The sequence below is a fragment of the Parafrankia discariae genome (genome assembly GCF_000373365.1).
Taxonomy (GTDB): domain Bacteria; phylum Actinomycetota; class Actinomycetes; order Frankiales; family Frankiaceae; genus Parafrankia; species Parafrankia discariae.
Genome location: NZ_KB891241.1, coordinates 282,953 through 305,232, shown reverse-complemented (window position 1 = coordinate 305,232; position 22,280 = coordinate 282,953). Strand labels below are relative to the sequence as shown.

At 72.6% G+C, this 22,280-nt stretch carries 17 protein-coding genes and 1 tRNA gene; 8 read left to right on the top strand and 10 right to left on the bottom strand.

Translation table 11 applies throughout. From position 1 onward, the window contains the following. Positions 1-89: 89 nt before the first annotated feature. From B056_RS0125665 to B056_RS0125655, 3 genes are all read right to left on the bottom strand, one after another. Entirely contained in the window at positions 90-1,028 is a 939-nt protein-coding gene (locus tag B056_RS0125665) for a hypothetical protein (RefSeq protein WP_018504722.1), read from the bottom strand. Position 1,029: 1 nt separating this feature from the next. Then, the gene (locus B056_RS0125660) at positions 1,030-1,443 is read right to left on the bottom strand and encodes a hypothetical protein (RefSeq protein WP_018504721.1); all 414 of its coding nucleotides are present in this window, start codon (positions 1,441-1,443) and stop codon (positions 1,030-1,032) included. Between the two features lie 117 nt (positions 1,444-1,560). Continuing rightward, positions 1,561-5,190, bottom strand: coding sequence for a CHAT domain-containing protein (locus tag B056_RS0125655; RefSeq protein WP_018504720.1), 3,630 nt, complete (start codon positions 5,188-5,190; stop codon positions 1,561-1,563). A 1,357-nt stretch (positions 5,191-6,547) separates the two neighbouring features. Here B056_RS0125655 and B056_RS37945 point away from each other — a divergent pair. Next, the gene (locus B056_RS37945) at positions 6,548-7,117 is read left to right on the top strand and encodes a 2'-5' RNA ligase family protein (protein ID WP_230203183.1); all 570 of its coding nucleotides are present in this window, start codon (positions 6,548-6,550) and stop codon (positions 7,115-7,117) included. 99 nt (positions 7,118-7,216) lie between these two features. On the opposite strand, the gene B056_RS0125640 is transcribed toward B056_RS37945, so the two are convergent. Next, positions 7,217-7,289 (bottom strand) — tRNA-Asn (locus tag B056_RS0125640). Between the two features lie 225 nt (positions 7,290-7,514). Here B056_RS0125640 and B056_RS0125635 point away from each other — a divergent pair. Further along, on the top strand, positions 7,515-7,793 hold the full coding sequence (locus B056_RS0125635; RefSeq protein ID WP_018504717.1) for a hypothetical protein: 279 nt from the start codon (positions 7,515-7,517) through the stop codon (positions 7,791-7,793). 294 nt (positions 7,794-8,087) lie between these two features. Continuing rightward, positions 8,088-8,429 carry a winged helix-turn-helix transcriptional regulator gene (locus tag B056_RS37940; RefSeq protein WP_018504716.1) on the top strand — a complete coding sequence of 114 codons (342 nt, stop codon included), beginning with the start codon at positions 8,088-8,090 and terminating at the stop codon, positions 8,427-8,429. A gap of 38 nt (positions 8,430-8,467) precedes the next feature. Here the strand turns inward: B056_RS37940 and B056_RS0125625 are convergent, their stop codons facing one another. Continuing rightward, positions 8,468-10,051, bottom strand: a complete 1,584-nt coding sequence (locus B056_RS0125625) for an LCP family protein (protein ID WP_026240148.1) — start codon at positions 10,049-10,051, stop codon at positions 8,468-8,470. 461 nt (positions 10,052-10,512) lie between these two features. Here B056_RS0125625 and B056_RS0125620 point away from each other — a divergent pair, with 461 nt between their 5' ends. Further along, on the top strand, positions 10,513-12,168 hold the full coding sequence (locus B056_RS0125620) for an alkaline phosphatase D family protein (protein WP_020572713.1): 1,656 nt from the start codon (positions 10,513-10,515) through the stop codon (positions 12,166-12,168). A gap of 53 nt (positions 12,169-12,221) precedes the next feature. Here B056_RS0125620 and B056_RS0125615 read toward each other — a convergent pair whose 3' ends face one another. The 3 genes from B056_RS0125615 to B056_RS0125605 form a co-directional block, all read right to left on the bottom strand. Further along, a complete protein-coding gene (locus tag B056_RS0125615; RefSeq protein ID WP_026240147.1) occupies positions 12,222-14,174 on the bottom strand; it encodes an ABC transporter ATP-binding protein in 1,953 nt (650 codons plus the stop codon). Positions 14,175-14,559: 385 nt separating this feature from the next. After that, the gene (locus B056_RS0125610; RefSeq protein WP_018504712.1) at positions 14,560-14,814 is read right to left on the bottom strand and encodes a hypothetical protein; all 255 of its coding nucleotides are present in this window, start codon (positions 14,812-14,814) and stop codon (positions 14,560-14,562) included. Between the two features lie 226 nt (positions 14,815-15,040). Next, positions 15,041-15,508, bottom strand: coding sequence for an SCP2 sterol-binding domain-containing protein (locus tag B056_RS0125605; protein ID WP_018504711.1), 468 nt, complete (start codon positions 15,506-15,508; stop codon positions 15,041-15,043). 235 nt (positions 15,509-15,743) lie between these two features. Between B056_RS0125605 and B056_RS39705 the strand changes: the two genes are divergently transcribed. The 3 genes from B056_RS39705 to B056_RS0125590 all read left to right on the top strand — a co-directional run bounded on the left by B056_RS39705 (position 15,744) and on the right by B056_RS0125590 (position 19,309). Continuing rightward, positions 15,744-17,546: a protein kinase domain-containing protein gene (locus B056_RS39705; protein WP_051105734.1), complete on the top strand. Its 1,803-nt coding sequence runs from the start codon at positions 15,744-15,746 to the stop codon at positions 17,544-17,546. A gap of 208 nt (positions 17,547-17,754) precedes the next feature. After that, on the top strand, positions 17,755-18,696 hold the full coding sequence (locus B056_RS0125595; protein WP_026240146.1) for a ParA family protein: 942 nt from the start codon (positions 17,755-17,757) through the stop codon (positions 18,694-18,696). Positions 18,697-18,727: 31 nt separating this feature from the next. After that, entirely contained in the window at positions 18,728-19,309 is a 582-nt protein-coding gene (locus B056_RS0125590) for an oxidoreductase (RefSeq protein WP_230203182.1), read from the top strand. Positions 19,310-19,348: 39 nt separating this feature from the next. Here the strand turns inward: B056_RS0125590 and B056_RS0125585 are convergent, their stop codons facing one another. Continuing rightward, a complete protein-coding gene (locus tag B056_RS0125585) occupies positions 19,349-19,756 on the bottom strand; it encodes a PPOX class F420-dependent oxidoreductase (protein WP_018504708.1) in 408 nt (135 codons plus the stop codon). A gap of 713 nt (positions 19,757-20,469) precedes the next feature. On the opposite strand from B056_RS0125585, the gene B056_RS0125580 reads away from it, so the two are divergent. Then, complete coding sequence (locus tag B056_RS0125580; protein WP_018504707.1) at positions 20,470-21,333, top strand: hypothetical protein; 864 nt, start codon at positions 20,470-20,472, stop codon at positions 21,331-21,333. Positions 21,334-21,407: 74 nt separating this feature from the next. Here B056_RS0125580 and B056_RS0125575 read toward each other — a convergent pair whose 3' ends face one another. Next, positions 21,408-22,115: a hypothetical protein gene (locus tag B056_RS0125575; RefSeq protein WP_020572711.1), complete on the bottom strand. Its 708-nt coding sequence runs from the start codon at positions 22,113-22,115 to the stop codon at positions 21,408-21,410. Positions 22,116-22,280 lie beyond the last annotated feature (165 nt).

Sequence of the window (22,280 nt, the reverse complement as noted above, 5' to 3'; positions counted from 1 at the left end):
GCCGTGTCGACGAGGAGCGGAGCCGCGTTTTCGGTGTGACACCTCCGGTCCGGGCCGCTGGCCTTTCTCATCGGTCAGCGATATTCAGGTCAGTCGGGCGGTCGGGTGAACACCGGGATGGTGTCGTCGGAACCGCGCCACAGGTAGGCGGTTAGGCGCTGGCCGTTTTCCCTTTCCTCGCGGGGATTTCCGGGCAGCGGCCAGCGGACCTGGGTGTAAAGCAGGGTGCGATGCTGGTCGTAGGCGGCTTCGAGCAGATCGCCGAATACCTGGGCGCGTGCCGGGATGACGAGGACGATCGCGACGGTGGTGACCGCGATCCCGAGCGGAACGGCCAGCACGCTGAAGGGCGCGAACGCGCAGAAGAGCACCCCCCAGATCACGGCGCAGGTGGCGCTGTCGAGGGCGGTCCGGGCGGCCAGGATGTCGGCTCGGGTGTTGTCGGGGAGCGCCGGCCAGAGCCGAGGCCAGAGGACGACGGTGTCCAGGCCGTATTTGTTCAGCGGGCGGCGTTCGGCGGCGCGCAGGATGTTCCCGATCGAGGTGGGCAGGAAATAGCCGGGGGTCGCCGGTGACGGGCGTCGCCGGAGGCGGCGTTCGAGGCGGGTGTAGTCGGCCACCTCCTTGCTGGTGGGGGTGGCCGGGGGATGTACCCGGGCGTACGCGGTCTGCCAGGCGGCGCTGTCGTCCGCGGCCCGGGTGACGGCGCGGTGGACGAGGCGGCGGCGCACCGGTTCGGTCCACCCCGGCCAGTAGCCTTCCAGCAGCCGCAGTACGGGGGTCGCCGCCTGGCTGACGATGACCCCTGACGCGCTGACGGCGAGCAGCACCATCAGGATCACCGCGAGCTGGGTCGGTGCGGTCTGCTGATCCAGCCACCGGGCGGGTCTCGACAGCGCGTGCGGGCCGCCCTGCCCGAGGGTCCACGCGGCGAGACCGCCGAGCCAGAAGATCAGCGCCGGTATCGAGACGGCTGCTGCCCGCTCGGCGAGTTTGCCGCCGACGGCCTGCCAGAACGCGGCGAGCATCTCAGCCGCGGATCAGCGTGACATGGTGTGTCGCGCACTGGGGGACGGGCTCGGCGACGTCTCGCCGGTACCAGGCGTAGTCGTGGCTGCTGTGCGGGCAGACGTAGCGGTCGGCGGTGACGGGACTGGGGTCCCCGGCCGGCCCGGCGTCGGCGTAGTGGCGCTCATGGCGGGGCTGCTCGTAGGGCGGCCTGTGGTGCGGGGCGTCGGCGAGGACTTCGGCGAGGAACCATCGGGTGCCGGGGTACCGCTCCAGCAGGTCACGGAGCCGCGGCTCACGTTCCGACCGCTCGGTGTCGGCGGTGAGCTCCTCGGCCAGGCGCTGGTCCAGCTCGGCCGCGAGTGGACCGAGCAGGTCGGCGAGGTAGGGGCGGATCGCCCGCGCCGCTTCCCACACGCCGTCGCCGCCGTTCATGCCGAGGCCCTCCTGTCTCCGCTGTCGTCACTGTCTCGCGTTGTCGCGCATTGCCGCCGCCGCTGTCATCAGTGCTGTGTCATCAGTGCTGTGTCGTCGGTGCTGGTGGAGGTCCGGTCAGGCCCCGGAATGAACATGGGACGCCCACACCGATGGATCACCAGGCCAGAAGTCGCGGAGCGCCCGGGTTGCCGAATGGACGGCGCCGGCCACGTCTCCGTCCAAGGCGAGCGACGCGTAGATGCTCTTCGCGGCGGCGGCGGCGCTCTTGTCCGCGACAGGCCACAGGGTGGCGACGACATGCCGGTAGCCGGCGAGCTGGAACGCGGACGCCAGATGAATCGCCTCGTCGGGGAGCCGGTTTCCCGGACGCGCGGTCTCGCAGGCGGAAAGAAAGGCAAGCTCCGCCTGGTCGAGCCGGAGCCGGGCCACGTCGACGGTGGTCAACGGCCGGTCCCAGAGATACAGCCGGCTGTTGGACGGATCATCCGCCTCGGCGGTGCCGTGGCAGGCGAAGTGCACCCACCGCGCGGTGGGCAACGCGGCGAGCACCACGTCGCGGGTCGCCTCGGGCCCGGTGCGGACCTCGACTCGGCCGGGGAACTTCCGCCGCAGCTCAGCGGCCTCGGTCCGCGCGCCAGGCAGGTCCGTGGGGACGCCCGGGGTCTGCGGCATCGCCACCGCCAGGACCCGTCCACCGCCGAGCGCGATCCGGCCGCCCCGTTCGCCCGGGCCAGCGGCACCGGCCCGCCCGCGGACGTCCACCGGGCCGCTGCCGCGGGCATGGGCCAGGGCCTGCACCGTCGGTGTGTACGAGGAGATCGCCCGGTCGATCAGCGTGGCCGGAGCCGGGCTGAACCGGCTGGAGTGATGGCCGGCGGCGTGGATCGGGAGGAACGGCAGCAGGCTGGAGACGCACCACCACAGCCTCGGCCGTTCCTCCCCGAGCGGCCCGGTGATGCCCAGTCGCTCGAGCACCGGGGCGGCCAGGGCGTCCCACAGCCAGCCGAGGACGTCCACCAGCTGTCGCTCGCCGGTGCCCTTCCGGCGGTGCTCGAGCGCGTCCAGGAACGTGAGCACCTGCTCGTGGACCGTCAGCGGTTCCAGCCCGGGCAACGGCACGGCGTCGACTCCGTCCTCGGTCAGGATCAGCGCGCAGGATCCGAACGAGGAGACCGCCACGATGACGATCGGGCCGGCGGCGGCCACCGCCAGCAGCTCCGCCACCGGCGGTGGCCGCAGGAAGCCGTCGAACCCGGGCAGCTCCCGGATCTCGTTGATCAGTCGGTCGAACGCCGCCGCCGCGTTGCGCCGTGCGGGCGCCGGGCGTCCGTCTGGCTCGGCGACCTGGTCGAGCCGGGCGCGCAGGGCCGTGAACCGGCGGGCGACGCCGGGATGCCGTTCGGCGAGGGCGGTCAGGTCGGTGCGGGTGTCCAGGGCCTGCCGCAGCAAGACACCTCGCCCCTGCTCGAACAGCTCCACCGCCCTCTCGGGACGGCCCGCGCGGACACAGCACGCCGCCGCGTCCGCACCGAGTGTTCCCGGTTCGGCCAGCAGGTGTTCCTGGTCGCCGCGGTCCAGACCGCGGGGCGCGAGCCGCCCCAGCAGCGCGACCGCCGCTTCGTGGCCGGCCATCGCGTCCTGCCATCGCTGCTCGGCGCCGGCGATGAGCCCCCAGCCGCGGGCCGCGGCCATCCGTATCCGCGGCGGTGCCGCCTGGACATCCACAGCTGCCCGCAGCGCGTCGAGCGCGGCGTCCACATCCGCCGGATCATGGGACTGGCCGAACCGGCTCCACAACGCGTTCGCGAACTCGGACAGGATCGAGGCGCGGTCCGGGCGGTCGGCAGGAGTGATCCTCACCGCGGTCCGCAGGTGGGTGAGCGCCACCTCCAGGTCAGCGGGGTCGTCCGTCCGCTGGAACCGGAGCCGTAACGCGCCGCCGAGGTTGGCCAGCATCGTCCCGCGGTCCGGGCGGCCGGCGGGGGTGACGTCCACTGCCGTCCGGAAGGCGGCGATGGCCGCTTCGTGGTCGGCGGGATCGTCGGTCCGGGCGGACCGGATCTGTAGTGCGCCACCGAGGTTGGCCAGCATCAGGCCGCGTCTGCGGTGGCCGGTGGGAATGAGGTCCGCGGCCGTCCGGAGGTTCGTGACAGCGGCGTCCAGATCCGCGAGGTCGTCCGTCCGCTGGAACCGGTACAGCAGCGCGGTGCCGAGGTTGAGCCGCATCCCGGCCTGGTCGGGATGGTGGGTGGGAATGACATCCGTGGACGCCCGCAGGGCGTCGATCGCGGTGTTCAGATCGGCGAGGTCCCCGACCTGCTGGAACCTGATCCGCAGCGCGAGGCCGAAGTTGGACAGGCATCGGGCGTGGTCAGACCGGTCGGACGGAGCGGACGGGGTGGACGGGGTGGACGGGGCCGCGTCGACGGCGATCTGAAGCAGGCTGATGGCCGCCTCCAGATCCGCCGGGTCGCCGGCATGCTCGAACCGGAGGCGTAGCGCGTTGCCGAGGATCGACCGGTTCATGGTGTCGCTCGCCGGGTCGGTGCCGACGAGGTCGCCACGGGCTTGCCGGGCGGCGATGACGCCCTCCAGAGCCGCGAAGTCCCCGGTCTCCTCGTAACGGGTGTCCAACGCGTTGCTCAACGACGACAGCATCCTGACCCGGTCGGGATGCGTGCGGGGAGTGTCGTCGACGGCCGCCCGCAGGCAGGCGACGGCGGCGTCCAGGTCCGCCAGGTCGTCGGTCAGCTCGTACAGGTCCCGCAGGGCATCGCCGAGGTTGGCCTGACACCTGGCGTGCAGCTGATGACCCGGCGGGGCGCCGCCCGTCGCCGACCGGTGGGCGGTGACGGCGGCCTCCAGCTGCGTGACGTTGTTGGTCTGCCCGTACTGGAGGTGCAGGGCCGCGCCGAGGTTCGACATCCGGCTGGCGTACCTCGGGTCGTCGACGGGGGTGAGGTCGACGACCGCCCCCACGATGGCGACAGCGGCGGCCAGATCCGCGGCGTCCAGGGTCCGCTGACCCCGGAGGATCAGCGCGGCCCCGAGGTTGGAAAGCAACATGACGCGGTTGGGATCTGTGCTGGGCGTAGCTTCCGCACCAGCACGTAACAGGTTGATGGCCGCGTCCAGATCCGCTGGACCCACGGGATCGCCGGCGGATTCGAGGCAGGCCACCACCGCGGCGCCCAGATTGGCAAGCATCAGGACACGGTTGGGATCCCTGACGGGCGTGGCGTCCACCGCTGCCCGCAGCAGGTTGACGGCAGCCGCCGGATCCGCCGGGTCGGCGACGTGTTCGAAGCGGGCCAGCAGCGCACTGCCGAGGTTGTACAGCAAGGGGCCGCGGGCGGAATGGTCTGACGGGAGGGCGTCAAGCGAACGGCGGAGCAGGTCGACCGCGGTATTCAGCCCGGCCCGGTCGCCCGTCCTCCTGGCATCGTTCATGAGCTTGTCGGCGCGCTGAACCCAGGCCTCGATCTGGCCGCTCCCCGCGCTCAGCTCCTTGTCGAGATAGGCGCGCAGGCCCTGCGGAACCGCCCGAGGGCTCAGTTCGCGCACCGGGGCGAACAGAGTGATCGCCGCGGCGAGATCCGCCTGGCCGTCATCCGGGCCAAGGGCGAGAAAACGCGCCCAGTGCATCATCCCGGCGGCCTGGGACACCTCGAGGTCCGCACTCGGATCGGTGATCGTTTCCAGCAGGGCGGCAACTTCGTCCAGGGCTTCCTGACTCAGCACCATCGACGGATCATGGCTGCGAGCGGAGTGCCGCAACCGCCTCCGCACCTGCCTGAGCAGCCACTTCCGATGCCGCATCTCTCGCCCCCGGTGTCGGCTCCGATGCCATCTCCGACGGCTGACCTCGCAGCCGCCCCGGTCATGCTAGCGAAGGGGCCGCGTCGGACCCGGATGGGAAGCGGCTCGGATTCGCGGTTCGGTTCGGCGTGGGCGCGGTACGCCGAGATACTGAGGTACGCGGATACGTCAACACCGCCACGGACGTCTCGAACACCAGAGAGAGCCACGGTCGGGGATGTCGGCGCGTCGCGCGCCTCGGAGCGTTTTGGAGATCATTCCCTGGTCACCCAACTGGGCGTGGCCCGGTGAGCCACTCGGCTGCCTGGCCCGTCGCGGGAGAGCGTGACTACCCAGAAACAGGTCGCCGGATCATTCAACCGGTGTTCGACGACCTGGCCTCCTGGAAGACCTGAGACATTTTAGGAAGCGGTCATCGATGTTGCCGCCCTGACAAGCCCCACCGGCCGCTTCGTTCTCAGCGCACCGGTCGGAGGTGAATACGAGATCTCGGCGACTTCGGATGAGGGTAGAAGTGTCGCCGTCACCGTCGTCGTGCCGGTCGGGGGGTTCAGGGTCCGGAGCTCCGCCTCCCGGACTGACGGCAGATTACAGCGAGAAACCACAGCGGCGGGCCGGCCCATGAGCCCCTACGGGCAGGTGACGCTTTCGTAGCAGACCTCCGTCTGCCCGTCCGGCTCGGGGCCGACCCCCGTCGGGCCCTCTCCTGCACCCTCGGCGCCCGGTACCGGTGCGAGTACCGCGGCTTCGGCGGCGTGACCCGTCAGGTGGAGCGTTACGGGTCTACGTCGGCCGCCGCCGAGCGGGAGTTGAAGACCGCCCTTCCGGGACCGCGTGCACGTGTCCGGCTCGGAGGAGATCACACCGGGCACGAAGGTCACCGTGGTCGCCGAGCTGTGGTGGCTCGACTTCCAGAAGCAGGGCAGGTCGCCCGGCACCCCGCGGTCGTACCGGGACCCGCTCGACCGGCAGATCCTCCCGGGGCTCGGGAACCTGCGAGTGTCGATCTGGAGCTGGTGTCTCGTCCGCCTCGGCCTGGCGACCGCGCTGCTCCTGTCTGACGCTCCCGACCCGGAGCAGGCCGCCGCGCTGGGGATCGAGGCGCTGACCACCACAGCCGGCAACCCGATCGAGTCCATCCGACGTCGCGGCATGAGCTGGTCGCCCGTGCCAGGCCATGGCAACAGACCGGCCCGGTCACCGAACTCGCGGAAGCGTCCTGCGCGCTCGCCGTCCCTGTTCCCGCGCGCCGGTGCCCACGTCACCCACCACGGACCCGGTCATGGACGACTGGCACCACTTCGCCAGTATCGACCGGCTCGACAACCACTGGAACCGGCCCGGCTGGACGCCCGGACGCCGCTCCTACCACTGGATGCCGACCTTCCAGGACGCCACCGAGCCGCACACCCCTGCCGACCGGTGCCAGCGGCGGCTACGCCTGCCCGTCCTCGACTCGGTACCGCCCGACGGGCTGCATCTGACGCTTCGACGTCTCGCCTTCACCGACCAGATCGGCCGGGCTGACATCGGCAGGGCCGTCGAGCAGACACGTGCCCGGCTGGCCGGTACCAAGCCGTTCTCGTTGACCGTGGGGCCGCTGGCGGGGTCCTCCGGTGCCCTCCACTTCAGTGTCCTGCCCTGGGCACCGCCAGTCGCCATCCGGGACGGGATCATCGATGCGATCACGGCCGCACTCGGGCCCGCCGCGGTGGTGGTCAAGCCGCACGGGTTCCGGCCCCACATCGGCATCGCCTACTGCAACAGCCGGACCGACGCCCATCCGACGGCACATCTAGCGGCGAAAACCGGCCCTGAGCCGGGCCCAGGAGCCCAGCTGGAATCCGGGTGAACACCCGGATCCGGCTCCAGAACGGGATAAAGACAGGATGATCTTTATTTCAAGATCCCCAGAGTCTTGCCTGGATGACCTCTGACCTGGGCGGATGTGCTCCCGCGAGAGGACTCGAACCTCTAACCTGCCGGTTAACAGCCGGCTGCTCTGCCAATTGAGCTACGCGGGACCGTCATGTCCATCAGGCCCGAACCGCCCAGTTCCGCCGAGGACCTGCGTACTCCGCGACCTGGTCGCTCACCACCCAGTGGGTGGCGCGCTGGATCGTGCCTGACATCGTCAGCCTACCTGAGGTTCCGCCACGGCTGTCGGTGGGGTAGTAAACAAGCCTGTGACAAGCCGGAGCAACCGCGGTATCAGCCGCGGCCGCCCGGTCCCTGCCCCGGGAGGAACCATGCGCATCAGGCCCAGTGTGGTCTTGGCCCTCGGCATCGGGTACGTCCTCGGTGCCCGTGCGGGGCGCGACCACTACGACGCGATCATGCGCCAGGCGCGCGAGGTCAGGGAACGCCCTGAGGTTCAGAGCGTCGCCGGGGTGGTCTCCGCCCAGGCCGGCGCCATCGCCCAGCGGGTCCGCACCGCGCTGGGCGGCTCCCAGGACAGCGACGGCACCACCTTCGCCGCGTCCCTGGGGGCACACAGCTCCAACGGTGTGGGGGTGCACTCCCACTGACGACGACCAGCATCCCCCATCACACCGAGGCGCCGGGCCTACCCCACCTGAGGGACCACTCCGGGAAACGCCGATTCCGGGCGGCCTGGGCCCAGGCCGCCCGGGTCCGTCCTGTTGGCGAACGCTCGTCGCGGGCCCGCCCGGCCGCTGCCGGCCGCACCGGTGTCCGCGCGCGCTGACCGGGGGCGGCGCGGCCCCGGCGGCCGACGGACGTCCACGCGTGCCGGCGGCACACCGCCGGGGTCGAGCGCCGGCTCCGGGCCTGGGCCCGGGATCAGTCCGGCGGCGGCCGGCGTGCCGGAGGAGCTCGCCGCCGTCCTGGAACTGCTGGGACGCCGGTACGCGCTGGCCGCCTTCTGGAGCCTGCGCGGCGGCTCGTCCGCTTTCCGGTCTCTCGCCGGACGGGTCGGCGCGCCGGAGTCCCAGCTCTCGCAGCGGCTGCGCGAGCTGCGCGAAGCCGGCCTGGTCGAGGTCGACGAGGTCGGCGAGTACCGCCTGACCAGCCATGGACGTCGGCTGCTGGGCGTGTTGGAGCCGCTGTCCGCCTGGGCTCAGGACTGGGCCGCGCTGAGTCCACGCCAACGGGTCCCGAAGGGCTCCGTCAGCCACGCGACCGACGAACCGGATCCCGACTGATCCGGCCCCGACCCCGTCCGGGTGGGCATCCCGGGTGGTCAGTAGGTGCAGTTCGGGGCGGGGGGCGGGGTGGCCGCGGCGGGGGGTGCGGGGGCGCCGGGGGCGGTTCCGGCCGCCGCGGTGCCGGCGGCGGCGGTCTCCGCGCCGGCGGCGGGCGCGACGGGCGCGGGAGCCGTGACCGGGACGTCGGCGATGCCGTCGAAGGACGATCCGAGGATCAGCTGCAGGCCGTCGATGCCGGGGTCGCTCTCGAGGCGGGCCCCGGGAACGAGGGTCTGCATGGTGGCCGCGGCGGCGTCCAGGCCGGTGCCGAAGCGGACCCGGGACGTCACGTAGTTGCTGGTGGAGGCGTTCCCGGCGTTCGTCGCGCGGAAGCCCTTGGTGGTCAGCTCGTCGACGGCGTCGGCGGCCAGGCCGGCGATCCCGCTGCCGTTGAAGACCTGGACGGCGACCTCGGTGGCGTCGGCTCCGCCACCGGCGCCCGGGGCCGAGCCGGTGGAACCGCCCAGCGGGGCGACGATGCGCTCCAGATCGGCCGGACTGTAGAACTGGACGGACACCCGCTGGCCGCCGACGAGGATCTCGCCGCGGTCGTTCACCGCGCCCTCGGCCCGGGTGGGGGGATGCGTCGGCAGGGTCTGCATGCCGACTCCGCCCGAGACGATGCCCTTCAGCCGGGTCGCGAGCTCCTGCAGGTCGAAGAGGTCGGTGTTGTCGTCCAGGGTAAGCGCCCCGGTGGCGGTGGACAGGAGCTGCTTGAGCTGCCCCGGGTTCTTCAGGACCCCGCCGCCGACGACCTTGTCGAACACCGCGCCGAGGAACTGCTGCTGGCGGCTGATGCGGTCCATGTCGCCGCCGGGCAGGCCGTGGCGCTGTCGGACGAACGCGAGTGCCTGCTCGCCGTCGACGTGGATCACCCCCGGGCCGCCGACGAAGCCGCTCATCGGGTCGTTGGTGTTGCGGCTGGTCCGGCCGTTCTCGGCGACGTACTCCTTGTGGTCCGAGGCCAGGACGCAGACGTCCACGCCGCCGATCGCGTCGGTGATCGACTTGAAGCCCTCGAGGTCCATCGAGACGTAGTGGTCGATGCGCAGGTTGGTCAGCGACTCGATCGTGCGGACCAGCAGGGACGGGCCGCCGTCGGAGATCGCGGAGTTGAACTTGCCCTTGTGCCGGGTGTGTTTGCGCCCGTCGGCGTCGGTGTACTCGGGGATGGTGACGTAGGTGTCGCGGGGGATGGACAGCATCGTGACGGTCTTGTCGGCGCTGAAGTGCGCGAGGATCGTCGTGTCGGAACGCTGGCCCTCGACGTCGCCGTAGGCGCCGTTCGAGCCGGCGCGGCTGTCTGTTCCGACGAGCAGGAAGTTGGTGGTGCCCTCGATCTCCTCGGGCCGGTCGTCGCCGAGGTCGAGGTCTTCCTGCCCGATGCGGCTGTTCGCGTAGGTGTACACCGCCCAGCCACCCGCGGTGACGGTGAAGACCAGGACGGACAGGAAGCTGAGGAGCACCCGGGAGAGCTGTGAGGACGCGCTGCGGCGTGGTCGGCCGCCGCCGCGCAGGTCGAACGGAAGCGTCCTGGACCGCCGTTCTGGATCCCGTGGCACACCCGGTCGCCCGCCCAATCCAGGGTCTCCCTCCGGCGCACCACACGGAAAACAGTGCTTGGGGCGGAAATCATAGGCTATGCACGCGCCGGCGAGACCACCTGGTGGTCCCGTCCGCGCTGGTCAGGAGCGCCTGCGCGAAGGCACCCTCCGGCCGGACCAGATCGCCACCGGTGCTGTCCCGGCGCCGCGCGCGGCGGGTGTCGGGGTCGGGTCGGGTTCAGGGCCTCGCCGCCGGGTTCGCGGGCTCGCCGCCGGGTTCGAAGCGTCCCCGCCCGGCCCAGCCGTTCCGCAACGTTCATCGCGCCGTACGCGCGGCGTCGGCGGGGTGTCGGTCGCCGGATCGCCGCGATTGCCAGGCTTCTCCCCGCTGGGGGCCACCGCGCTGACGCCGCGCCGGAGCCGCCGCGCGCGACGGCGGCCACGCGGGGCGACCGTCGGGGCGCGCGCGGGGACGGTGCGGCCGGAGGAGGACGCTCATGACCGCACCTGACCACCGATCCACGCCACCCCTCGAGAACGGTCCGGAGGTGCGGCGGCCGGCCGGGCCGGGACGCCGGGCGCTGCTGCGCGGCGGCGCCGTCGTGGCGACGGCCGGCGTTGTAGGGCTGGGCAGCGGGGCCGGACGGGCCGGCGCCGCGACCGGGACGCCGGCGGTCGCCGGTGGCGGGGCCGGGCAGGTGCTGGGCGGGCGCCCGGCGTTCACCTCCGGGGTGCAGGCCGGCGACGTCGACACCCGCGGCGCCGTGATCTGGGCCCGCTCGGACCGTCCGGCGCTGATGACGGTGGAGGTGTCGGGCAGCGAGTCGTTCCGGTCGGCGCGGACGGTGGGTGTCACCCGCCTCACCGACGCCACGGACCGCACCGGGGTCGTCGCGGTGAACGGGCTGCCACCCGGCAGCGAGGTCTTCTACCGGGTACGGCTGGCGGCGGCGGATGACCCGCGCCGGGTCGGCGAAAGCCTGGTCGGGCGGCTGCGGACCGCGCCGGTCCGCCCCCGGGACGTGTCGTTGGTGTGGTCCGGTGATGTCTGCGGCCAGGGCTGGGGGATCAACCCCGACCGCGGCGGCATGACGATCTTCGAGACGATGCGCCGGCTGGCACCGGACTTCGCCATCTGCTCGGGCGACTTCGTGTACTCCGACGGGCCGCTGGCCGAGACGGTGGCGCTGCCCGACGGCGGTGTGTGGCGCAACCTGGTCACCGACGAGAAACGCAAGGTCGCCGAGACCCTCGCCGAGTTCCGCGGGAACTTCCGCTACAACTTCCTGGACACGAACCTGCTGGCGTTCAACCGCGAGGTCCCCTGGGTGTTCCAGTGGGACGACCACGAGACCACGAACAACTGGTACCCGGGCGAGATCCTCGTCGATGACCGGTACACCGAGAAGCGGGTGGACGTGCTGTCCGCCCGGGCGCGGCAGGCGCTGTTCGAGTACACCCCGACGCTGCCGGGCCGGCCGGACCCCGCGGGCCGGCTGTACCGGAAGATCTCCTACGGCCCGCTGCTGGACGTGTTCGTTTTGGACATGCGCAGCTACAAGAACGACAACGGGGTGGGGCAGACGGACCCGGCCGGCGCGGCGATCCTCGGCGCCCGCCAGCGGGACTGGCTCATCGACGGCCTGACCAGCAGCCGGGCGACCTGGAAGGTGATCGCGAACGACCTGCCACTCGGCATCGTCGTCCCGGACGGCGCCACCGCCATCGAGGGAGTGGCCCAGGGCTCGCCCGGGGTGCCACTGGGCCGGGAGGTCGAGATCGGGCAGGTCCTCTCTGCGATCCGGCGCAACCGGGTACGCAACACCGTGTGGATCACCGCGGACGTGCACTACACCGCGGCGCTGAGCTATCACCCCGACCGGGCCGCCACCAAGGACTTCGACCCGTTCTGGGAGTTCGTGGCGGGGCCGCTCAACGCGGGCACGTTCGGCCCGAACGCGCTCGACCCCACCTTCGGCCCCGAGCAGGTCTTCGCCCGGACGCCGCCGCCCGGTCAGTCGAACCTGCCGCCCTCCGCCGGGCTGCAGTTCTTCGGCCGCCTCGCGATCGACGGCGGCTCGCGCGCGCTGACGGTCGAGCTGCGGGACGCGGCCGGCGGCGTGCTGTGGTCGAAGGCGCTGCCGGCCCGCTGACCGCCCCGCCACGGGCGCACTCGCGCCCCCGCCCGTGTTCGCCGCCGCCGGGTCTACTCGGCGCCGGCGAGCGCGGGCGCTCCGGCCGGAGCCGAGACAGGAGCCGGCTCCGGCTCCGGCTGGAGCGGCACCTCCTCGGCGGGGTCCCGCTGCTCGAACTGGGTGCGGTACAGCTCGGCGTAACGACCGCCCGCGGCGATGAGCTCGGGGTGGCTGCCGCGCTCGACGATCCGGCCGGCCTCGAGGACGAGGATGACGTCGGCCGCTCGCACGGTGGACAGTCGGTGCGCGATCACCAGTGCCGTCCGGCCGGCCAGCGCCGCGCCGAGCGCCTCCTGCACGGCCGCCTCGGAGGTGGAGTCCAGGTGTGCCGTGGCCTCGTCCAGGATCACCACCCGGGGGCGGGCCAGCAGCAGGCGTGCGATCGTGAGGCGCTGGCGCTCCCCGCCGGAGAGCCGGTAGCCCCGCTCCCCCACGACGGTGTCCAGCCCGTCGGGAAGCTGGGTCACCAGGTCCGTCAGCCGGGCCTGGCCGAGCACGTCCCACAGCTCGGCCTCGGTGGCCTCGGGCCGGGCCAGCAGGAGGTTCGCCCGGACGGTGTCGTGGAAGAGATGGTCATCCTGGGTGACCATGCCGACGGTCTCGCGCAGCGAGTCCGCGGTGAGGTCGCGGATGTCGACCCCCGCCAGCCGGATCGCGCCGGCGCCCACGTCGTAGAGGCGCGGGATGAGCTGCGCGATCGTCGACTTTCCGGCCCCGGACGAGCCGACGAGGGCGATCAGCCGCCCCGGTTCGGCCCGCAGCGAGACGTCGTGCAGCACCTCGCCGCTCTCGCGCTCGTCCAGCACGGCCACCTCCTCCAGCGACGCCAGTGACACGGCCTCGGCCGAGGGGTACGTGAAGTGCACGTGGTCGAACTCGACCGACACCGGGCCGGCGGGCAGCGCGCGGGCGTCGGGGCGCTCCACGATGAGGGGCTCGAGGTCGAGGATCTCGAAGACCCGCTCGAAGCTGACCAGGGCGCTCATCACCTCCACCCGGGCGCTGGCCAGCGAGGTCAGCGGCGCGTAGAGGCGGGTGAGCAGGAGCGCCAGGGCGACGACGGCGCCGGGCTCCAGCTCGCCGCTCAGGGCGCGGTAGCCGCCCAGCCCGTAGACGAGCGCCAGCGCGAGGGCGGACACGAGGGTCAGCGCCGTCATGAACACCCACTGGACCATCGCGGTGCGCACGCCGATGTCGCGCACCCGCCGGGCGCGGCGGGCGAACTGGGCGGACTCGTCGGCGGGCCGGCCGAACAGCTTGATCAGGGTGGCGCCGGGGGCGGAGAAGCGCTCCGTCATCCGCGAGCCCATGACGGCGTTGTGATGGGCGGCCTCGCGCTCCAGCCGGGCGAGGCGGGAGCCCATCCGCCGCGCCGGCAGGACGAACACGGGGAGCAGGAGCAGCGCGAGCAGGGTGATCTGCCAGGACAGGCTGATCATGACGGCGAGGGTGAGCAGGAGCGCGACCAGGTTGCCGACGACTCCCGACAGGGTGTCGCTGAAGGCGCGCTGCGCGCCGATCACGTCGTTGTTCAGCCGGCTGACCAGGGCACCGGTGCGGGTGCGGGTGAAGAACGCGACCGGCATCCGCTGGACGTGGTCGAACACCGTGGTGCGCAGGTCGAGGATGAGGCCCTCGCCGATGCCGGCGGACAGCCAGCGGTTGAGCACCCCGAGGGCGGCCTCGGCGACCGCGATCGCCGCGATCAGCGCCGCGAGGACGACGACCACGTGGGGGCGGGAGCCGGCCACGATCGCGGTGACGACCCGACCGGCCAGCACCGGCGTCGCCACCGCGAGGACGGCTCCGGCGATGCTCGTCATCAGGAACAGGCCGAGCGTGCGGCGGTGCGGCCGGGCGAAACCCGCGATCCGGCGCACGGTCGCCCGGGAGAACGGGCGGCGCTCCTCCTGGGCGTGCATCGCCGAGTACATCGAGTTCCAGGCCGCGAACTCCATGCTCATCCTGAACACCACCTGTCCGTCGCCGAGGTCCGTACGGCCGCACGCATCGGAACATGGAGGTCCGACAGTTTTCCGCGCGTCCCAGGTGGACGCGCCGGCGGCGTTCGGGGCGCGGGTGCCCCGCGGCGGCTGGACGGCCGGGGGCTCACGAGCCGGTTCGGACGCTAATACCTGAAGTTGACTTCAGGTCAAGCTCTTCCGACCGACACAGCCCGGCGGAAGGAAAAGGTGGAAGGGCGGAAAGGCGGATCCACCGGCGGGAGCCATCCCTGGATTCGGCGATTCCAGGGCCGGCGAAGGGCCGGCGCGATTCCAGGGCCGGGGATAGGTGTGCCCGGTCGCCGTTGACCGGACTACGTCCCTCGGCGCGGTCCCGACAGCCGGCTCAGGCGATGCGGACCGCTCGTTCGGCCAGACGCGGCGCGGCTGGCAGCACGGAGACCGGGTGGTCCGCCATCCAGCCGACGTCGGCGACCGTCACCTTCATCCGGCTGGCGAGATCGGTCGGGGCGTACCCGCCGTCAAGCGCCTGTCGGATGGCGGCCGCCCGGATTGCGCGCAGGGCCGAACGCTGCGGATGCGACGTCCACATCAGCTCGTCGGCAAGCCCCGCGCGTTCGATCGGGTCAGTTACCTGCATTACCTCGTCACATGTCACGGTGATAGATGGTTGCGTGAGCAGGAAGTCTTGGCAACACCCCGGGCAACAGCTGTTCCGACAGCTGTCGCGGTGGCCGGCCGACCGGCCACCGCGACGAACCCCGAGGCCGGCCCGACCCACCCCCGGGTCGATTACAGCCCGTTTACAGACCCACCCGGACCATAACGCGACCCCGCAACGGTGCGCGCTCGGTGACCGACGATGTTCAGTTCTCTGAGGGAACCCCGAACCAGGAGACGACCTGCCCGCCGAACTTGAGGTCACCATCAATTTTGATCTTGCGTGTGAGGTAGAGCTTGGCGGCGTTCGCCTGCCCTGTGACGACGCGCACCAGGCGGACCCGGTCGGTCGTGATGGTCACCGTCCGCCCGCCGCCCGGCGCCGTGCCGCCGGGCGGGTCGACGGTCAGCTCGCACGCCGCGCCACGCACGGCCAGCACGTACACCCGCGTCGCACCGCCCGGGCCACCGTTGAGGACGAACTGGACCAGCGCGTCCTCGCCCTTGGCCTTCTCCGGCTGGAAGCTGTCGCGCATCCGCGCGAACAGCTCGTCGAGGACGGCGTCGCCCGACGGGCCGCGCAGGACCGTCTCCGTCTGGGACTCCGACAACGAGCCCAGCGCGTCGACCAGCGTGGCCGGGTCGGCGTTCAGATCAACGGACAGGTCGGACATGGGTGCTCCCAGGTGCCGCGCCGATACGGATGGCCGGCCATACGCCGGTACGCCCCATGATGTCGCGCCCCCTCGGAGCCCACGGAGCGACCCCCTACCGAAGGTGACAGCCGGCCGCGGACACGGCCGTGTGGCATTTGGGCATGTTCGGGCGCATGTGGCCGGTGGATACCATCGGCGACCGGGCGGCCGGCCCGGCGCCGTCGACACCGAGCCACGGCGGAAAGGACACCGGATGCTGGAGCCGCTCATCGACTCCGACCCGCGTGCCATCGGGCCGTACCGGCTGTCGGGCAGGCTGGGCACGGGTGGGATGGGCGCCGTCTACCTGGGGTTCGACCCCGCCCGCCGGCCCGCGGCGGTCAAGGTCGTGCGACCCGACCTGCTCGGCGACGCCGAGTTCCGCGGCCGGTTCCGCCAGGAGGTCGCCGCCGCCCGGCGGGTGCGCGGCTCGTTCGTCGCCGCCGTTCTCGACGCCGACGTCGACGCGCCGACGCCCTGGATGGCGACCGAGTACGTCGACGGGGTGAGCCTGCAGACGGCGGTGGGCCGGCGCGGGCGACTCGACGGGCCGATGCTCGCCGGCCTCGCCGCCGGCCTGGCGAACGCGCTGGTGGCCGTGCACGCCGCCGGCCTGGTGCATCGCGATCTCAAGCCGTCCAACGTGCTGCTGGCCTGGGACGGTCCGAAGATCATCGACTTCGGCATCGCCCGGGCGCTCGACGCCACCAGCCACACCACCGCCGGCGGCGTGCTCGGGACGGTCGCCTGGATGGCCCCCGAGCAGCTCCGCGGCGAGCGGGTCGGACCACCCGGAGACATCTTCGCCTGGGCCCTGTGTGTGGTCTTCGCGGCACGGGGGCGGCACCCGTTCCCGGCCGACGCGCCGGCGGTGTCCGCGCTGCGCATGCTCGCCGACGACCCCGATCTGACCGGAGTGCCCGACCACCTGCTCCCGCTGCTCGCCGGCGCCCTCGCCAAGGACCCCGGTCTGCGTCCGACGGCGACGCAGGTGGTGTCCAGCCTGGCCGGGGTCGCCGTGACCAGCCTCGACGAGGCCGACGCCGCGGCCCGCGGCCTGATCGGAACCGGCTGGGTGCCACCGACGCCGCCGGGCGCCGGCCCCCCGCCCGACGTGTCGGGCGTCCGGACCCTGGCGGCACCGTCGCCGGTGATCGGCGCGCCACCGCCACCGGCGGTCAGCTCGCCACCAGCGGCCGGCTCGGTATCGACGACCGGCTCGCCGGCGACAGCCGGCCGGGCAGGTGGCGGCGCCGCGGGTGCCCGCCGCTCCGGCCTGCTGACCGGTCTCGCCGCCGCCGGCCTGGTCCTCGCCGTGCTCGCGGTCACGCTCGCCGTGACCGGCGTGGGACGGGACCGGTCGGCCGCCAGCGGTGACGGGACCGGCCAGGACGCACGGATGCAGGTCGGGGCGCTCAAGGACATGGCACCCCCGGCGCCGGCGGGCAAGGGGGCACGCGCGAGCCGGCCCGGCCTCCCGGCCACCGGTCCCGCGGGGCCGGGGCCGGCTTCGACCGCCCCCGACTCCCCCGGCGCGGCGCCGGACGGCACACCGGGCCCGGGTGGGCCGAGCCCCTCGGCGGGCACACCGGGCGCGCCGGCACCGACCGCCCCGGCACCCGCGCCCGCACCGTCCCAGGCCCCGCGGCTGCCACCGGCCACGCCGCTCTACCGCTACTACAACGGCCAGGACCACGCCACGCTCACGAGCGCGACGCCGGCCGCCGGCTTCCACCTGGAGCAGGTGCTGGGCAACCTGTTCACCAGCGGGGACGTCCCGGGGACGGTCCCCGTCTACACGTGCCTCGACGGGTCGGAGTCGTTCACCTCCCTGGCGTCCTCGTGCGAGAGCCGCACACCCGTGGGCGTGCTGGGCTGGATCTACGCGGCGAAGCCGGCGGAGCCGGCCACCCTGGCGGTGTACCGGTGCCGTATCGGTGCGGATCATTTCGATTCCCCCCGGGCCGACTGCGAGGGCCAGACAGCGGAGGGGCTCATCGGCTACGCGCCGCCCTGACGGCCGGCAGGCCGGTCCGCCACGCTTTCCGTCAGGCGGAACGGCGCACCCGGCGTGGCGAATCCGCCCGGTCCCGGCCCCGCCACGCAAACACTCTCCGCACAAACCCGCTCCGCGCGAATCTCCGCGTGCGCCCCGCCGCACGAATCTCACGCCGGCGTGTGGTTTCCTCTTACCAGCACCGGCGGGATACGGGAGCGAGGATGCCGTGAAAGTCGTGGCAGTCGTCAATTACAAGGGCGGGGTGGGAAAGACGACGCTCACCGCGAACATCGGCGCGGACATCGCCCGCTGGGGAAAGCGCGTCCTGATGATCGACCTCGACCCGCAGGCGAGCCTCACGTTCTCGTTCTACCGCCCGGAGGAGTGGCGGGCGAATCTCGCCGACGACCGGACCATCAAGGAGTGGTTCGAGGCCTGGCGCGGCGAGTCCTACGTTCCGCACCTCTCGCCGTTCGTCACGACCCCGCCGGTCGTCAACGCGGCCATCACCCACAACGGCGGCGGGCTCGGGCTGGTCGCGTCGCACCTCTCGCTCGGTGACGTCGAGATGAACCTGGCGGCGCGGCTCGGCGGGGCGCAGGTCCGCCGCTCGACCCGGTACTACTTCGACGTCTACCAGCGGCTGGCGGCCGGGCTGGCGACGTTCCACCCCGCCGACTACGACCTGGTGCTCATCGACTGCCCGCCGAACTTCGGTGTGATCACCCGCATGGCGGTCGCCGCCTGCGACTTCCTGCTCGTCCCGGCCCGGCCGGACGAGCTGTCGACGCTGGGCATCGAGCACCTGATCACCCGGCTGCGCCGCTTCGCGTGGGAGTACAACCGGGTCGCGGACATGCAGTCGGACCGCTACCCCGGGGTCAAGCGGCTCGACCCGGAGATCCTGGGCATCGTGTTCACCATGGTGCAGTACTACGGCGGCCAGCCGATCGCCGCGATGCAGCCGCACATCGAGCTGGCCAGAGGCCTCGACGCGCCGGTGTTCGAGGCGATGCTCCGGGAGAGCAACAGCTACTTCGCCGGCGCGGCCGGGACCCAGCTCCCCGTCGTGCTCTCCGAGCGCATCCCCCGTGGACTCGCTCTCGAGCTGCGCACACTGGTCGACGAGTTCCTCCGACGGATCGGGGCTGCCAACCGTGGGTACTGACCCGGACACGCCGGGCACAGATTCCGGCGACGTGAACGCCGGCGACACCGCCGCCGGCCCCGTGTGTGCCGGTCCCGTGTGTGCCGGCCCCGTGGATGTCGACTCGACGGGTGCCGGCTCGGCGGGTGCCGGCTCGGCGGGTGCCGACGCCGGCGCGTCACCCGCGGACCTCGGCGCGCTGCTGCTGGGCCAGGTGGCCCGGCTGCTGGCCGGCCTCGACGGCCGCCAGGTCGCCGACCTGGTGGCGGGCCGCGCCCGACTCACGGTGGTGACCACCGCCACCGCACGTCCCGCGGGCCCGGCGACGGACACCGCGGGCCGAGCGGCGAGCGCCGCGGGCCGGGCCCAGGTCGTCGAGGTACCCGGCGGAGCCGACCTGGAGGAGCTGCGCCGATCCCTGCTGGGCGCGCCCAGCCGCGCGGCCGCGGAACAGCTCCTGGACGACCTCGGCCCGCTCCCGGTGACGCGGTTGCGGGAGCTGGCCGCCAACCTGGGGATCAAAGGCGTCGCCAGCCGCGACCCCCGGGCCACCGTCCAGCGGAAGATCGTGGACCAGACGGTCGGCCGACGGCTGCGGTCGGCGGCGATGTCCGGGGGCGTCCACGGCACGTGAGGCCGCCGCCCCGGTACCGGCTGGCGGGTGCCGGCCGGGCTACCAGCCGGGCAGGGTGATCCGGATGGCGGTCTGCGTCTCCGGGGGGCGACGGCGTACCGCGCGCACCGCCTTCGAGACGGTCGAGACCAGCGGCGCCGCGACCCGGTAACGGCGGTGCACCATGGCCCGCGCGGCACCGGTACGTTCCGGGACGACCTCGGCCATCACCTCCACCGGGCTCTCCGCCGCCTTTCCGCGGGCGTCGCACGGGGCGACCGTCGCCCGCGGGGAGTTACGCAGGCGGTGCACCTTTCCGCTTTTCTCGTCGGTGAGAACGAGCAGCTCGGCACCGTTGACCACGAACCACACCGGCGTCGCGACGGATCGCCCGTCACTGCGGAAGGTGGTCAGCGACAGGTACTTCGACGTTTCGGTCCAGGCAGGCAGGGTGACGGCTGACGGCATGCGCGGAACGTAGCCCGGGCCGCGCCGGGCCGCCCGCCGGGTGGCGGAGAAGCCCGAAAGATCCCCGGCGTGAATCCGCGGCCCGGCCGATTCACCACCCCGGCGGGATGATTCCGATATGCCGGAGAAACACCCTCGCGCGCCAGAACGTCCCGGTCGGTACCCCCGATGGGGTCTCGACCGGCCCTCGTCTCCGGCCGTCCACCCGTGCCCACCGACGTCCGGCACGGCCGCGCGGCGGCGACCCGGCACCGGTCGGTCCCCCATGCCACGGGCGGACGTCCGGCCACGGCGCGGGCCCGCGGCCGGTACGGGCGGGAGCGGGTTCACGGAAAGCAGTCGCGGGCCGGACCGGGCGAATACCGATCCCGGGCCGGATGAGCACTTGACAGCGTTCGCCCGCTTGGCAGAATTGGGCCCTCCGGCAGACGACGGCACATCGGATGAGGAATCGGCGTCCTCATCCGTGGGATCGACCGATACCACCGTGTGCCTTTGCCCCGGAGGCGAATATCCCGGAGGCGGAACCCCACCTCCCACATCCCGCACGGTGTCAGACCCACCTCACCGCGGGTGCCGCCGAACAGCCAGAGAATAATCCTCTACATAAATTTTTTGCTCGATTCGGCCGCGGGACGACCCTCGCGGCGACCGGGCCGGCCTGGAGGCGGCATCCGATCCGGAGCCCAGGGAAGGGCACACAGATGAGCCAGATGACCAGAAAGGAACGATCCGACAAGGGCAGCATCCGCATCAACGCGCGTGACTTCCGGTGTCTGAGCTGGTTGCTGGAGATGAGCTCGGCCTACGAGGAGGATCTCGCCATCGTGCTCGACCCGGCGCGGCTGACCTCCCCGAACGCGGCGAAGGCGGTCCTGCGGCGCTGGAGGCAGGCGGATCTCGTCCAGGCGGAGGGGCTTTTCGCCAACCGGGGCCGGATCGTGCGCCTCACCGACGACGGCGCGCGCCTGGTCGGCGAGGTCGATCACAGCGCCGCGGGCCCGGTGACCGCCGCCGTGCACACCGCCGAGGTGGCTCGTACCCGGCTGCTGCTGGAACACCGGCCGCCGCTGGCCGGCATCCCGGTGGTGGGGTGGGTGGGCGCGCGCCACTGGCGGGACGAGCACGAACCGGCGGTGCTGGCCGGCGCGCATGTTCCGGACGGGGTCGCCCGGCTCGCCGACGGCTCCTGCGCCGCCGTGCAGGTCGAGCGGGTCAACCACGGGATCAGCGCGGCGATCGACGTCGCCACCGACCTGCTGCGCAGGTTCCCCCGGGTGGTCTACGCCGTCCCGGCGATGAGCGGCGGGGTGGCGGCGGTGATCGAGTCGGCCGTCGCGGCGGCGGCGCGGGAGATCCGCTTCGCGGGGGCGGAGCCGGCCACGGCGCTGGTGATCAGCATCCCCGACCGGCTCCGCGGGGCGTTGGAGGACCAGCCGGACGGCGGCTGGTCGGCCCGGGCCGGCGGCTGCCACGACCCTGCCGGTGACACGAAAGCCGGTGACATGAAAAGGCCGCCCGGGGTACGGGGGGATCCCCGGGCAGCTAGTACATGTTTGCACCGCCCCACCGGGTGATGCAACGGTCTGCGGACGACGAGATGGTCACACGTGGTCGAGCGCCTGTGCCAGACCGTTCGCGGTGCGTGGCCTCAGGCTGCCGCGGCCGCGGCGAGTGGCAGCACGACCCGGGGGCAGCGGTGGATCAGCCGGGTCGACAGCGTCCCGCCTTCGAGGACGTCCAGCAGGGCACCGGCCCGCCGGCGGTCGAGCCGACCGGACCGGTGCAGCCCGCGCAGGCGGAGCAGGCCGGGGAGGTGGGCCTCGATCGCGTGCTGGTCCGGCCGGGGGGCCCCGTCGAGCCACACGTCGAACTGGACGTCGGTCATGACCTCCCAGACCACGGTGTCGGCGATCGCGCCGGTGGCGTCGGTGACGGTGACCAGGTGCGGAATGCGCACCAGGTCCGCGAGGCCGGTCAGGTCTGGGCGGACACCGGCGGTGACCACATGGGTCTCCCGCCCGCTGCGCAGCAGCATCGACCGCAGGTGGGAAGCGAACGCGAGGGCCAGCGCGCTGCGGCCGGGCAGCCCACCCTGCACATGCATCACGACCGCGTCGATCCCGGGGCCGCGGACCCGCTCGGCGGCAGCCCGGGCCAGCCAGCTCGGCTCCACCATCACGAAGCCCACCTGTGCACGCCGCCGCTCGCCGACGGAGTCACCGCCGTCCTCGGCCAGTGCCCGCACCACGACAGGCTCGTGGAACCATCTACAGGTGATCAGCCCGTCGGCCTGTGGGAGGGACAGGAGCGGGAGATCCCCGGACGTGAAGATCCGATCCATGGTCAGGGTCGTCATTCGGCTCTCCGGTGCGCGTACAGGGCATGGCAGCGCTCGCGTCAGCCCCGGGGGTCGGTGTCGCATCGGTACGTGGTGCGGCGGGTCTTCCGGGTCTCGCGTCGGCGGTCGGGCGCTTCGGTGCTGCGGGTGCACGGGCGTGGATCCGGCGGTCCACAGGCCGTC

Bases quoted from the DNA above. Each gene is read 5' to 3' on its own strand.
- B056_RS0125655 (WP_018504720.1), bottom strand. From the start codon at position 5,190: ATGGTGCTGAGTCAGGAAGCCCTGGACGAAGTTGCCGCCCTGCTGGAA.
- B056_RS0125620 (WP_020572713.1), top strand. From the start codon at position 10,513: ATGACCGCACCTGACCACCGATCCACGCCACCCCTCGAGAACGGTCCG.
- B056_RS0125575 (WP_020572711.1), bottom strand. From the start codon at position 22,115: ATGACGACCCTGACCATGGATCGGATCTTCACGTCCGGGGATCTCCCG.
- B056_RS0125615 (WP_026240147.1), bottom strand. From the start codon at position 14,174: ATGAGCATGGAGTTCGCGGCCTGGAACTCGATGTACTCGGCGATGCAC.
- B056_RS0125605 (WP_018504711.1), bottom strand. From the start codon at position 15,508: ATGTCCGACCTGTCCGTTGATCTGAACGCCGACCCGGCCACGCTGGTC.
- B056_RS0125665 (WP_018504722.1), bottom strand. From the start codon at position 1,028: ATGCTCGCCGCGTTCTGGCAGGCCGTCGGCGGCAAACTCGCCGAGCGG.
- B056_RS0125660 (WP_018504721.1), bottom strand. From the start codon at position 1,443: ATGAACGGCGGCGACGGCGTGTGGGAAGCGGCGCGGGCGATCCGCCCC.
- B056_RS0125635 (WP_018504717.1), top strand. From the start codon at position 7,515: ATGCGCATCAGGCCCAGTGTGGTCTTGGCCCTCGGCATCGGGTACGTC.
- B056_RS37945 (WP_230203183.1), top strand. From the start codon at position 6,548: ATGGACGACTGGCACCACTTCGCCAGTATCGACCGGCTCGACAACCAC.
- B056_RS0125580 (WP_018504707.1), top strand. From the start codon at position 20,470: ATGACCAGAAAGGAACGATCCGACAAGGGCAGCATCCGCATCAACGCG.
- B056_RS0125610 (WP_018504712.1), bottom strand. From the start codon at position 14,814: ATGCAGGTAACTGACCCGATCGAACGCGCGGGGCTTGCCGACGAGCTG.
- B056_RS0125585 (WP_018504708.1), bottom strand. From the start codon at position 19,756: ATGCCGTCAGCCGTCACCCTGCCTGCCTGGACCGAAACGTCGAAGTAC.
- B056_RS39705 (WP_051105734.1), top strand. From the start codon at position 15,744: ATGCTGGAGCCGCTCATCGACTCCGACCCGCGTGCCATCGGGCCGTAC.